Raw genomic sequence first — 12,577 nt, 5'->3', positions numbered from 1 at the left:
ATTAAAACGCCCAGTCGTCGTCTTCGGTGGCGACGGCTTTGCCGATCACGTAGGAAGAGCCGGAACCGGAGAAGAAATCATGGTTCTCGTCGGCGTTGGGTGAAAGCGCCGCCATGATAGTCGGATCCACATCGGTGACGCTGCTGGGGAAAAGTGGCTCATAGCCAAGGTTCATCAGCGCTTTATTGGCGTTGTAGTGAAGGAATTTCTTCACGTCTTCACTTAGGCCAACTTCGTCATACAGCGATTCGGTGTAGCGCACTTCGTTGTCGTAAAGTTCCAGTAGCAGCTCGTAGGCGTAATCTTTGACTTCTTGCTGCCGCGCTGGCGTCGCTTCCGCGAGTGCCTGTTGGAACTTGTAGCCAATATAGTAGCCGTGCACTGCTTCGTCACGAATGATCAAGCGAATCAGGTCGGCGGTGTTAGTCAACTTGGCATGGCTTGACCAGTACATTGGCAGGTAGAAGCCGGAGTAGAACAGAAATGACTCAAGAAACACGCTGGCGACTTTGCGCATTAGTGGATCATCCGAGCGGTAACGCTCTAATATCAGCTGAGATTTCGCCTGCAGCGTAGGGTTCTCTTCACTCCAGCGAAAGGCATCGTCCACATCACGGGTGGTACAGAGCGTCGAGAAAATTGAGCTGTAGGAGCGTGCGTGCACTGATTCCATGAAGGCGATGTTGGTGTAAACCGCCTCTTCGTGGGGAGTGCGGGCATCCTCCATTAATACCGGTGCACCCACGCTGCTTTGGATGGTGTCCAGCAGTGTGAGGCCGGTGAATACGCGGATCGTCAGCTGCTTTTCTTTTTCAGTCAGAGTGTTCCAGGACTGAATATCATTAGACAAGGGCACCTTTTCGGGTAGCCAAAAATTACTGGTCAGACGGTTCCACACTTCCAGGTCTTTATCATCCTGGAGTCGATTCCAGTTAATCGCATCAACTCGCGATAAACGTTGCATGGTGTTCATGGCATTGCTCTCAAAACGTAGCGTTCAATGCCCGGCGATCAACACCGGGCATTCAATAACAGATACAAAGCGCTTGCTGATTACAGCGTGCAAGAAACGCAGCCTTCTACCTCGGTGCCTTCCAAAGCACTTTGACGCAGGCGAATGTAGTAAAGCGTTTTGATGCCTTTTTTCCAGGCGTAAATCTGCGCTTTATTGATATCGCGCGTGCTAGCGGTATCTGGGAAGAACAGTGTTAGCGATAGCCCTTGGTCGACGTGCTGCGAGGCTTCCGCGTAGGTATCGATGATCTTTTCCGGGCCGATTTCGTAGGCGTCCTGGAAGTAGTCAAAATTGGCTTCATCCAGGAACGGTGCCGGGTAATAAACACGGCCTAGCTTGCCCTCTTTACGAATCTCGATTCTCGCCGCCACCGGGTGAATACTGGAGGTGGAGTTATTGATGTAAGAGATTGAGCCGGTGGGCGGTACCGCCTGCAGGTTACGGTTGTATAAACCGTGGGCCATGACCGACGCTTTCAGTTCCTGCCAATCATCTTGGGTCGGCAACGCAATACCGCTACGCTCGAACAGCTCACGTACTTTGTCGGTACGGGGCAGCCACGCCTGGTCAGTGTACTTATCGAAGAAGGTTCCCGAGGCGTAGGTGGAGTTGGCAAAATCTGCAAACGTATCCTTGTGCTCAATCGCTAACCGGTTGGACGCACGTATGGCGTGGAACGCCACGCAGTAGAAGTAGAGATTGGTAAAGTCCAACCCCTCATCGGAGCCGTAGTAGATGTGCTCACGCGCCAGATAGCCGTGTAGGTTCATCTGGCCAAGGCCAATCGCCCGCGACTGGGCATTGCCTTCGGCAATAGAAGGCACACTGCGCAGGTTGCTCATTTCCGAAACAGCGGTAAGACCGCGGATGGCAATTTCAACGCTGGTACCGATATCCCCTGCGTCCATCACCTTGGCAATGTTCATAGAGCCCAGGTTACAGGAGATATCCTGGCCGATATGGCGATAACCGAGGTCATCGTCATACTCAGTCGGTGTGTTGACCTGGAGGATTTCCGAGCACAGGTTGCTCATATTGATACGGCCAGCAATCGGGTTGGCGCGGTTTACCGTATCTTCAAACATGATATACGGGTAACCCGACTCAAACTGCAGCTCTGCCAACGTTTGGAAGAAGGCGCGTGCATTGATCTTGTGCTTGCGAATACGCGCATCTGCGACCATCTCCTGGTATTTCTCGGTAACGCTGATATCACCAAACGGAACACCGTAAACCCGCTCCACATCGTAGGGCGAGAACAGGTACATGTCGTCGTTGCGCTTGGCGAGTTCAAAGGTAATATCCGGAATCGTCACGCCCAAGGAGAGCGTTTTGATACGAATTTTCTCGTCGGCATTTTCCCGCTTGGTGTCGAGAAAGCGCAGGATGTCCGGGTGGTGAGCATTCAGGTAGACCGCTCCCGCGCCCTGACGTGCGCCCAGTTGGTTCGCGTAGGAGAACGCGTCTTCCAGCAGCTTCATGATCGGGATAATGCCCGATGACTGGTTCTCAATGCGCTTGATGGGCGCACCAGACTCACGAATATTGGAGAGCAGGAAGGCAACGCCACCGCCCCGCTTGGAAAGCTGCAGCGCCGAGTTAATGGAGCGACCGATCGACTCCATATTGTCTTCGATGCGTAGCAGGAAGCATGACACCAGTTCGCCGCGCTGCTGTTTGCCGCAGTTCAAGAAAGTGGGTGTCGCGGGCTGAAAACGGCCGGAGATGATTTCATCGACCAGTGACTTGGCCAGCGTTTCATCGCCCCGGGCCAAGGTCAGCGCGACCATGCAGACACGGTCTTCATAGCGCTCTAGATAACGCTTGCCGTCAAACGTCTTCAGCGTATAGCTGGTGTAGTACTTGAAGGCGCCCAAAAAGCTTGGGAAGCGAAATTTATACGCATAGGCCTGCTCGAACAACGCTTTGATAAAGGCAAAGCTGTACTGGCCCAGCATTTCCGCTTCGTAGTACTGCTCTTCCACGAGGTAATCGAGCTTCTCTTCTAGCGAGTGGAAGAACACCGTGTTCTGGTTAACGTGCTGTAAAAAGTACTGGCGTGCCGCTTCGCGATCTTTATCCAGCTGTAATTCGCCGTTGGCCCCGTATAGATTAAGCATGGCATTGAGGGCATGGTAATCCAGCGTACGCGCCTCAGGAGCCGCCGCAGGCCGTTTTGTTTCTGACACATTCTGGGTAGCTACGTTAGTCGTTTCCAAAACTCTTCTACTCCTTTGCGCACGTTGACCACGTCATCGTCAGTGCCAAATAATTCAAATCGATACAGCAGCGGTACGTGGCATTTTTTCGCAATGATGCGGCCAGCAAGACCATATGCTTCGCCAAAATTGGTGTTTCCCGCAGCAATGACTCCCCGCAGGAGGTTCCGGTTATGCGTGTCGTTGAGAAAATGAATGACCTGCTTGGGTACGGCACCCTGTGAACTTCCCCCACCATACGTAGGGGTAACTAAAATATAAGGCTGGGAAACACGTAGCGCAGGCTCATCTCGATTTAGCGGCAGCCGCGTGGCGACAAAACCAAGCTTTTCTACAAAACGATGGGTGTTACCTGATTTAGTAGAGAAGTACACCAAATTGCCGGCCATCGGTGTGTGTGAGCAACTTGCCAGCATGTTGTCGGCTTACGCCAGGGCTTGAATACGATCCGGACGGAAACCCGACCAGTGATCTTCGCCGACGACTACGACGGGAAGCTGCCGATAGCCCAGCGCTTCTACTTCTTCTTGGGCACCGGACTCTGCGGTAATATCGATAACGGTGTAATCGAGCCCCTGCTTGTCGAGCGCACGGTAAGTAGCGGTGCATTGAACACAAGCTGGCTTGCTATAAATCTGAATTTCCATGGGTAACCCCCTTTTCATAGCGGCATTTTTCGGGTAGAGCACATCTAGTGCCCGCCCTCACTAAAAGACACAACGCATACTATATATAGACCATTGGAAAATCAATTCAAGCATATGTGGTATTTTTTACCCACAGGATATTGACAGCTAATACCCAAGGCTATCCCTGACAATAAAAAAACCGCCCACTAAAAGTGGGCGGTTTTTTCACAGCGCCAGAACTGACGCCATTAACGGGTCATAGCCGTATTAGCTAATCGCAGCCTGGTAACGACGCTCAACGTCTTCCCAATTGACCACGTTGAAAAACGCAGCAATATAGTCAGGACGCTTGTTTTGATACTTCAGGTAGTACGCATGCTCCCAAACATCCAAACCGAGTAGCGGCGTATTGCCGTGCATCAGCGGGCTGTCTTGGTTCAGGGTATTTTCGACTACCAGTTTTTTCTCAGGTGTAACGGAGAGCCATGCCCAACCGCTACCAAAACGACCAACGGCCGCTTTTTTGAATTCTTCTTTAAAAGCTTCAAGGCCGCCGAGCTCGGCATCAATCGCTTTTGCAACATCACCTTGAGCATTACCGCCACCGTTAGGCGACATCATTTGCCAGAACATAGAGTGGTTGGCATGACCGCCACCGTTATTGATAACGGCTTGACGCTTGGCTTCCGGAACACGATCCAGATTAGCGACCAGTTCTTCGACAGGTACATCTTCAAGACCTGTGCCTTCAAGCGCGGCATTCAGGTTGTTGATGTAAGTTTGATGGTGACGAGAGTGGTGAATTTCCATCGTCATTGCATCAATGTTTGGTTCGAGAGCGTCATATGCGTACGGCAATTCGGGTAGTGTATGTGCCATATCATCATCTCCTTGAGTGGCTTTCGTTGCTTTCACTTACCTATGTGCGGTCAGCCCGCAGCTTTTTCAACCACCGGGGTGGATTTTCTTACCTTTTGCCCCAGTACTTTAGTCAACTATTGGCAGTTTACCTAATGTACCCATCACAAAAAAGCCGACTTCTGGCGAAGTCGGCTCAATGTTTATAGATCATTCAAATGCTTACAGCTTGCTCTCAAGCTCCGGCAGGATCTCGAACAGATCTCCCACCAAGCCATAGTCGGCCACCTGGAAGATCGGCGCTTCGTCGTCCTTATTGATGGCGACGATGACTTTGGAGTCTTTCATGCCCGCCAAGTGCTGAATGGCACCCGAGATACCCACGGCAATATACAGGTCCGGCGCGACGATTTTGCCGGTCTGACCGACCTGCATGTCGTTGGGCACAAAGCCAGCGTCGACCGCCGCGCGGGAAGCACCAATAGCGGCGCCCAGCTTGTCAGCAATGCCATCCAGCAGCTTAAAGTTCTCGCCGTTGCCCATGCCGCGACCACCGGAGATCACCACCTTGGCGCCGCCTAGTTCTGGACGGTCGCTCTGGGCCAACTCTTCTTTGACGAAGCTGGATTGGCTGTTTTCGGCGACAAAATCCACCGCTTCAATCGTGGCGCTGCCGCTTTCACCGACGGCATCAAAGCCGGTGGTACGAATGGTGATCACTTTCAGCGCATCATCGCTTTTCACCGTTGCAATGGCGTTACCGGCGTAAATCGGACGCAGGAAGGTATCGGCACTCTCGACACCCAGCACATCCGATAGCTGGCTGACGTCTTTTAGCGCGGCTAGGCGCGGCAGGACGTTCTTGCCGGTGGTAGAAGCGCTGGCCAGTACGTGGCTGTAGCCATCGGCCAGTTCTACCAGCAGCGCGCCCATGGGCTCGGCAAGCTGGTGGGCGTAAACAGCGTTGTCCGCCACGCGTACTTTATTAACGCCGTCGAGTTTCGCCGCAGCGTCTGCTGCCGCTTGAACGCCTTCACCGGCGACCAAAATATCAATATCGCCACCAATGGCCTGGGCGGCCGCTACTACGTGGGCGGTGGCGCCAGCCAGTTGGCCTTCATGTAGGTCGGCAAGTACCAAAATGCTCATAGCATCAGCTCCTTTCAAAGCGTTTATCTCAAAGTACGGAGAGTCAAGAACCGACCTTAAAGAACTTTGGCTTCGTTTTTCAGTTTGTCGATCAGCTCGTCGACCGAGGCCACTTTGACACCGCCTTTGCGCTCGGCAGGGGATTCCACCTTGAGCAGGCTCACCTTAGAGGCCACTTCCACGCCGTAGTCGGCAGGAGTTTTTACATCCAGCGGCTTTTTCTTGGCCTTCATGATGTCCGGCAGCTTGGCGTAGCGCGGCTCGTTCAGGCGCAGGTCGGTGGTGACAATCGCCGGGAGCGTGAGAGCGATGGTTTGCAGGCCGCCGTCGATTTCACGGGTGACGTTAACCTTGTCCCCGTCCACCGCGACTTCCGAGGCGAAAGTGCCTTGCGGCAGGCCCGTCAGCGCGGCGAGCATCTGGCCGGTCTGGTTGTTATCGGTGTCGATGGCTTGCTTGCCGAGGATCACCAGGCCGGGCTGCTCTTCGTCCACCACTTTGGCTAGCAGTTTGGCGACCGCGAGTGATTCGACACGCTCGTCGGTTTCAATATGAATGGCACGGTCTGCGCCCAGCGCCAGCGCGGTGCGCAGCTGCTCTTGGGCGGCTTTGGGCCCTACCGTGACGGCGACGACTTCGGTCGCCACGCCCTTCTCTTTCAGGCGCACGGCTTCTTCCACGGCAATTTCGCAGAAAGGGTTCATGGCCATTTTGACGTTGGTCAAGTCCACATCGGAGTGGTCCGCTTTCACGCGGATTTTGACGTTGTAGTCGATGACGCGTTTCACCGCGACGAGTACTTTCATAGGTTCCTCGCTTGGCTTGTAATAAAAGCCGTTAACCTGGGATGGCACCCGCTTCGCGAGCACCCCTTATTAAATAGCGACTAGTAATAGAGTTACTGCATACGTTATTAGCAAAACATCTTGCCCGAGCACTGCCAAAAATGGCAGTGCCGTCAAATTCATTCAAGCGTTTGATAGGTACATGATTGAAAAACCCTATCAATTTGCCATAGCCTGCCAGTTAGTGACAATACTTGCTAGCTAATGCCTTGGTCTTAGCACTGAACTATCGCTAGCAACACATACAACCAAGAAATGCTGTTTGCACCATCGTAGGCGTGACCTGACACAGGTATTATGCCTATCATGGGGCATAACCAGAAGCAAACGACCGTTTTAAATTAAGGCCATCTGTTTATAAGCTAGTACCCATAAGTAGGCCTTCACTAGCTTTTACAGATATTGGCGCTTTAAAGAGAATAAGGAGAAGCCGGGTGGAAACTGTTGAACGCGATGTAATGGACTTTGATGTCGTCATTGTCGGCGCTGGCCCATCCGGGCTTTCCGCCGCCTGCCGACTCATGCAGCAAGCTAACGAGGCGGAGCAAGAATTAACGGTCTGTGTGGTTGAGAAAGGCTCAGAAGTTGGCGCTCATATTTTGTCAGGAGCGGTTTTTGAGCCCCGCGCACTGACTGAACTCTTTCCAGACTGGAAAGAACGCGGCGCGCCGCTCAATACGCCCGCCATTCGCGATGACGTTGTTTTGCTTAAGGACGCCGAGAAAGCGCAAAAAGTGCCTAACGCACTTGTGCCGAAAAGTATGCATAACACCGGTGGCGATCAGCAACGTTACGTGATCAGTGCCGGTAACCTCTGCCGCTGGCTGGCCGAGCAGGCAGAAGCGCTCGGCGTTGAAATCTTTCCAGGCTTTGCCGCCCAGGACGTTATCATTGAAGATAATGCTGTGCGCGGCATTCTGATTGGTGATATGGGCGTCGCCGCTGATGGTACACCCAAAGATGGCTACATGCCGGGTATGGAACTGCGCGCCAAATACACACTATTTGCTGAGGGCTCGCGCGGCCATATTGGGAAGCGCTTAATTAAAGACTTCTCGCTGGATGCGGGTCGCGACCCCCAGCACTACGGTATTGGCCTCAAAGAGCTGTGGGATGTACCTGCCGAGCAACATGAACCTGGCCTAGTAGTTCACGGCTCAGGCTGGCCTTTAGATAACAACACCCACGGCGGGTGGTTTTTGTACCATGCGGAAAATCAGCAGGTGGTGGTAGGCCTGATTATGGATCTTGGCTACCAAAACCCATGGCTTTCACCGTTTGATGAATTTCAGCGTATGAAACATCATCCGGCTATTAGCCAATACCTTAAGGAAGGCAAACGCGTTGCTTACGGCGCCCGGGCCATTACCAAAGGTGGCTTTAACTGTCTGCCAAAAATGACTTTCCCCGGAGGCCTGCTGGTCGGCTGTGATGCGGGCACGCTCAACTTTTCCAAAATTAAGGGCTTACACACCGCCATGAAGTCGGGCTTAGTGGCTGCCGAGAGCGTGTTTGAGGCAATTAAAGGCGGTGATGAGGGCGCTCAGGAACTGACGAGTTTTACTCAGAAGTGGGAAGCCAGCTGGGCGTATCAAGAGCTTAAAGAGAGCGCCAGCTTCGGCCCGGCTATCCATAAATATGGCACCATCGGTGGCGGCGCGTATAACTTTGCCCACCAGCTGCTGGGCAACAAGTTACCCAACGTGCATGACACCACTACCGATCACGGCGCCTTGAAGCCTGCGGACGAGTTTGAAAAGATTAACTATCCCAAGCCGGATGGAAAGCTTTCCTTCGACAAACCGTCATCAGTGTTTCTGTCGAATACCAATCATGAAGAAAACCAGCCGTGCCATTTACGCCTGGAGGATCCGGAGCTACCGATCCGTGAGAACCTGCCTAAATATGCAGAACCGGCACAGCGCTACTGCCCAGCCGGTGTGTACGAAGTGGTTGAAGATAGCGAAGGAAAGCCGCGTTTTCAGATTAACTTCCAGAACTGCGTACACTGCAAAACCTGTGATATTAAAGACCCAGCTCAGAATATTACCTGGGTGGCGCCCGAGGGCGGCGGCGGGCCTAACTACCCCAATATGTAATTGAATCAACACCAGCAGCGACGGTATGAACGTCACGGCAAGCGATAACGGGCCGTGACGTTTCTTTCTTAGGCTATGAAAGTGTCGCGCTTTGCTGGCTTTCCAACACTTGAATTGGCGCACGGCGAGCAATGAGCCGCCTTCTTCCTGCCTGATCAAAGCGCACATCAATGACCGGGTCGCTGGCACTTCCTTCTACCGCTGCAACTTCCCCCTCGCCAAACACCGCATGATGAAGCCGTTGCCCAGGGTAAAAATGGATATCTCCCGAGTAGCCGGCCTTGGCCTCTTCGACCTGGGGTGCTGCCAGGACGATATCGTCACGACCAAGCCGCGCCAGATAGCGCTCAACCAGACTGACCGACGCCACCTGGAGCGAAGCGGCAGGTGCGCTGGCACTCGCCAAGCAGGAGGCTACACGCATACTGTCTTGCCAAGCACTTTCGGCAATAAATCGACTAGGCCGGTGCACACCCCCGTCATGAAGAACTAGCAATTGCTCTTGGGCGCGAGTGATGGCCACGTAGAACAGCCGCCGCTCCTCTTCAAGGCGTTCGTCGCTGAGTGGGTTATCGCGGCTATAGTGGGGGAAATCTTCCTCATTCACACCCGCAACGGCCACTAGTGGCCACTCAAGCCCTTTTGCCCCGTGTACAGTACTAATCAGCACGCCGCCCGCTTGGTTTTCTACCGGGCGCTCAAGTAACTCGATAAAAGCGTCTGGGTCTTGCACGCTTTGCGCTTGTTCGATCAATACGTCGAGTAAGCGCACATCCTCTTCGCCTTTATCCCGCCGCGCTGCCGCACGCTTAAGCGTTTTTTCTGCATCAATACTATCCACCACGTGGCGTAGCAACTTAGCGGGTGGCCATGCACTCAGCTGTGGTAGCTCACAAAGCAGCAGCCAGCGCTTTTTCAGGGTGCGCCGCTGGATCGGCTTTAACGCCGTTAACATGGGGTCATGTCGCTCAGGCCACTGCTGAGTAGTCGCCAGTTGGTGTGCCAAACGCTGAAGCCGCTCACGGGCAACGAAGGGAGTTGGCTGGGAAAGCAGCAGTAATAGTTGCTGCGGATCGCGCAGCAGATCGGGACGACGCGACAGCTTCAAGTACCCAGCGAGTGCCTGTACCAACGGCAGACGAAAGACAAAACGATCCTCGCGCTGAAGCCGAAACGGGATTCCCGCCTGCAAAAGCGCCAGCTGGAAAGGTACTGAAAGCGCCCAACTACGCACCAGCAAACTGGCCTCGTTAAACGCACGCCCTTGGGCCTGCCAATCCATCAAGGCATCCAGTAACAGCCGACTGCCCTGCCCGACCGAGACGCGCGTCTCAGGATTATTGGGCGCGGCCAGACACAGCTGATTGGGGCGGCGCTGATTGGCGGCAATGGCATGATTAGCGGTAAGCGCCAAGGCATGGCCATGACGGAACGTGGTAGATAGCGGGTAGTCGGTGGCCTCGCCAAAGGTGGCGGTAAAATTTTGCAGCATCGTATCAGGTTTGGCGCCACGCCACTCATAGATGCATTGGTTAGCATCGCCGACCGCCATTACCTCGGCACGGCTGCCCACCAGCACGGATAAAAGGCGCTGCTGAGCGGCATTAATATCTTGATACTCGTCAATAATGACATGATCCAGAAACCCCTCGACGCGACCACGCAGGGCGCTATCCTCCTCTAATGCCTGCAAAGGGCGATAAAGTAAATCAGCGTAGGTCATCACCCCTTCCGACTCTAGTAGCCGCTCCGCCTCGGCAAAAGCGGCCGGAAAATAGTCGGTATCCGGGTCAACATTGAGTCGTTCATAGAGCGATTCAGGGGTAATCATCTCTGCTTTAACCAAGCCGCAGAAGTGGGCCAAGGTTTCAAGCCGATCTCCTTCTAGCGCAGCATCACGGCGCTCAACTGCGTCGCGCAGCACATTAAGGCTCGCTTGACGAAGCAGCCTCTCTAATTGCCAATCGGCGGATAATAGCTGACGAGGCGCAAGCGCCCCCCAGCGACATAGGCTTTGGGTTAAGCGGTGGCCCAGCGAGTGAAACGTGCGCACATCCGGCAGCGCCTGCCCGGCAGGCGCCATTGACGCTAAACGGCGCTGAAAATCATCCTTGGCGGAACGGTTAAACATCAACACCAGAATGCGCTTTTGCGGCACACCACGGGCCAACAGGTGTAGCACCCGAGCGGCCATGGTAGTGGTTTTACCTGCGCCTGCGACGGCCGCCACCCGCGCATGACCGGCGGTATGATTCACAACGGCCTGCTGTTCAGCGGTTAACTTCACGGCGCCTCGCCTGATGCTTCATCGTCAAGCTGACCGAGCGCAAACCACTGACCAGCACTCATTAACCCAATCTCAGTAGTGCCATCGTCGTTTTCACGGGCTTCTGCTGCGTCAACAAGCTGGTAATACACATTACGGTGCAGCCTGGCGGCCAGCCCAAAACGTACCGGCAGTTGCGGAACTGACTCGCCTTGAGGCGTTAAAGTGACGGAAAGCGGGTGCTCGGCATCCAAGCGAACGACATCGTCAAACTGGGTGGTGAACCACCAGGCATCGTCGTGAAAGTCGGCCTCTACCGCGACCAGCGGTAGGTCTTCCACCTCTATCCGCCAACGCTCTACCGGCGTGACTAAGCAGTAACCATCTTCGTCAAGACGTAGCAGCGTGGCCAATAAACGCGCCACCTTGGGACGGGCAAAGGTCTGTCCTTCGTGCCACCAACTGCCATCGGCGTGAATACGCAGGTTCATGTCTCCAGAGAGCGGAGGCTGCCATTGGTCAAGGGGAGGAATAGTGCCTCCCACTTCGTCACGCTGCAGCAGCAATCTATCGATATTCATCTCGCCCTCCTTGCTTAAGCGCATTCAACTCACACGGCTATAGAAGCCCAGACTGCTCTAACGCCTCTTTGACATGGTGCGGAGCATCAGGCGCGGCGGCACGAAAGAGCTGATAAAAGTTGGCGGTGGTCTGCATGGCGACCTCATCAACACTGATCCCCCGCTCGTTAGCGATGCACTCCGCCACTTCCACTACCCAGGCCGGCTCGTTGGGCTTGCCGCGATAAGGAACAGGAGCAAGATAGGGGCTATCGGTTTCGATTAGCAGGCGATCCAGCGGCAGCTGGCGGGCTAGCTCGCGCAGCGGTGCAGCGTTACGAAAGGTGATAATCCCCGATAACGAAATGTAAAAGCCCAGCCTTACGGCTTCACGGGCCATCGCCAAGTCTTCAGTAAAACAGTGTAATACACCGCCCACGCGAGGGTCGCTATATTCACGCAGCAACGCCAGGGTTTCTTCTTTTGCTTCACGGGTATGCACAATCACTGGTAGTTCTAACTCACGCGCAGCGATCAAATGACGCTTGAAACGCTCGTGCTGTACGTCTACCGGCACGCTGTCGCGGTAGTGATAATCCAGCCCGGTTTCGCCGATGGCTACCGCACCATACTGCTCGGCAGCTTCTTTTATATCCTCAACGCTGGGCTCGCTCTCACTGTGATGCAAAGGATGCAAACCAGCAGAGATCGCCACATCGTGATGCGCACGAGCAATGGCTGCGAGTTGCGGCAACTCCTCCAAGGTAACGGCGACCGCAAGAAATTGGCTAACGTGGGCCGCGCGCGCAGCCTCCAGCGTGGCAGCGAGGTCGCCCCCGTGAGTCTGGTCAGATAAACGGTCTAGGTGACAGTGCGAATCAACAAACATGCAGGTCTCGACAACGGATAGGGCGTTAACACCATGGTGCTTACTTTA

General features: G+C 54.3%; 11 protein-coding genes. 1 reads left to right on the top strand and 10 read right to left on the bottom strand.

Features of this window, described 5'->3' with window-relative positions; genetic code table 11:
- Position 1 precedes the first annotated feature (1 nt).
- The 7 genes from nrdF to ACWI0H_RS08560 all read right to left on the bottom strand — a co-directional run bounded on the left by nrdF (position 2) and on the right by ACWI0H_RS08560 (position 6,676).
- Positions 2 to 973: a class 1b ribonucleoside-diphosphate reductase subunit beta gene (nrdF, locus tag ACWI0H_RS08590; protein WP_008956784.1), complete on the bottom strand. Its 972-nt coding sequence runs from the start codon at positions 971 to 973 to the stop codon at positions 2 to 4.
- An 80-nt stretch (positions 974 to 1,053) separates the two neighbouring features.
- A complete protein-coding gene (nrdE, locus tag ACWI0H_RS08585) occupies positions 1,054 to 3,234 on the bottom strand; it encodes a class 1b ribonucleoside-diphosphate reductase subunit alpha (protein ID WP_485875897.1) in 2,181 nt (726 codons plus the stop codon).
- Positions 3,216 to 3,650, bottom strand: a complete 435-nt coding sequence (nrdI, locus tag ACWI0H_RS08580) for a class Ib ribonucleoside-diphosphate reductase assembly flavoprotein NrdI (RefSeq protein WP_083832196.1) — start codon at positions 3,648 to 3,650, stop codon at positions 3,216 to 3,218. The genes nrdE and nrdI overlap by 19 nt, the downstream gene beginning before the upstream one ends.
- A 9-nt stretch (positions 3,651 to 3,659) precedes the next feature.
- The gene (gene nrdH, locus ACWI0H_RS08575) at positions 3,660 to 3,881 is read right to left on the bottom strand and encodes a glutaredoxin-like protein NrdH (protein ID WP_008956787.1); all 222 of its coding nucleotides are present in this window, start codon (positions 3,879 to 3,881) and stop codon (positions 3,660 to 3,662) included.
- Positions 3,882 to 4,130: 249 nt separating this feature from the next.
- Entirely contained in the window at positions 4,131 to 4,742 is a 612-nt protein-coding gene (locus ACWI0H_RS08570; RefSeq protein ID WP_008956788.1) for a superoxide dismutase, read from the bottom strand.
- Positions 4,743 to 4,943: 201 nt separating this feature from the next.
- Positions 4,944 to 5,870 carry an electron transfer flavoprotein subunit alpha/FixB family protein gene (locus tag ACWI0H_RS08565; RefSeq protein ID WP_101146183.1) on the bottom strand — a complete coding sequence of 309 codons (927 nt, stop codon included), beginning with the start codon at positions 5,868 to 5,870 and terminating at the stop codon, positions 4,944 to 4,946.
- Between the two features lie 56 nt (positions 5,871 to 5,926).
- Positions 5,927 to 6,676, bottom strand: a complete 750-nt coding sequence (locus ACWI0H_RS08560; protein ID WP_035566169.1) for an electron transfer flavoprotein subunit beta/FixA family protein — start codon at positions 6,674 to 6,676, stop codon at positions 5,927 to 5,929.
- Between the two features lie 473 nt (positions 6,677 to 7,149).
- Here ACWI0H_RS08560 and ACWI0H_RS08555 point away from each other — a divergent pair, with 473 nt between their 5' ends.
- On the top strand, positions 7,150 to 8,814 hold the full coding sequence (locus ACWI0H_RS08555) for an electron transfer flavoprotein-ubiquinone oxidoreductase (RefSeq protein WP_485875896.1): 1,665 nt from the start codon (positions 7,150 to 7,152) through the stop codon (positions 8,812 to 8,814).
- A gap of 73 nt (positions 8,815 to 8,887) precedes the next feature.
- Here ACWI0H_RS08555 and ACWI0H_RS08550 read toward each other — a convergent pair whose 3' ends face one another.
- The 3 genes from ACWI0H_RS08550 to ACWI0H_RS08540 are packed head-to-tail and all read right to left on the bottom strand — an operon-like array spanning position 8,888 to position 12,529.
- Positions 8,888 to 11,101, bottom strand: a complete 2,214-nt coding sequence (locus tag ACWI0H_RS08550; RefSeq protein ID WP_485875895.1) for an ATP-dependent helicase — start codon at positions 11,099 to 11,101, stop codon at positions 8,888 to 8,890.
- Positions 11,098 to 11,661, bottom strand: coding sequence for a DUF1285 domain-containing protein (locus tag ACWI0H_RS08545; RefSeq protein ID WP_485875894.1), 564 nt, complete (start codon positions 11,659 to 11,661; stop codon positions 11,098 to 11,100). Before ACWI0H_RS08545 ends, ACWI0H_RS08550 begins: the two co-directional genes overlap by 4 nt.
- 37 nt (positions 11,662 to 11,698) lie before the next feature.
- Positions 11,699 to 12,529: a TatD family hydrolase gene (locus ACWI0H_RS08540; protein WP_336269285.1), complete on the bottom strand. Its 831-nt coding sequence runs from the start codon at positions 12,527 to 12,529 to the stop codon at positions 11,699 to 11,701.
- Positions 12,530 to 12,577: the final 48 nt, after the last annotated feature.

Source organism: Halomonas sp. NYA30 (assembly GCF_976980765.1).
The sequence above is the reverse complement of the archived record's forward strand: the minus strand, read 5'-3'. Positions and strand labels throughout refer to the sequence as shown.

What these genes read in the sequence shown, in the direction of transcription:
- nrdF (WP_008956784.1), bottom strand. Translation starts at nt 973, where the DNA reads ATGAACACCATGCAACGTTTATCGCGAGTTGATGCGATTAACTGGAAT.
- nrdI (WP_083832196.1), bottom strand. Translation starts at nt 3,650, where the DNA reads ATGCTGGCAAGTTGCTCACACACACCGATGGCCGGCAATTTGGTGTAC.
- nrdH (WP_008956787.1), bottom strand. Translation starts at nt 3,881, where the DNA reads ATGGAAATTCAGATTTATAGCAAGCCAGCTTGTGTTCAATGCACCGCT.
- ACWI0H_RS08570 (WP_008956788.1), bottom strand. Translation starts at nt 4,742, where the DNA reads ATGGCACATACACTACCCGAATTGCCGTACGCATATGACGCTCTCGAA.
- ACWI0H_RS08565 (WP_101146183.1), bottom strand. Translation starts at nt 5,870, where the DNA reads ATGAGCATTTTGGTACTTGCCGACCTACATGAAGGCCAACTGGCTGGC.
- ACWI0H_RS08560 (WP_035566169.1), bottom strand. Translation starts at nt 6,676, where the DNA reads ATGAAAGTACTCGTCGCGGTGAAACGCGTCATCGACTACAACGTCAAA.
- ACWI0H_RS08545 (WP_485875894.1), bottom strand. Translation starts at nt 11,661, where the DNA reads ATGAATATCGATAGATTGCTGCTGCAGCGTGACGAAGTGGGAGGCACT.
- ACWI0H_RS08540 (WP_336269285.1), bottom strand. Translation starts at nt 12,529, where the DNA reads ATGTTTGTTGATTCGCACTGTCACCTAGACCGTTTATCTGACCAGACT.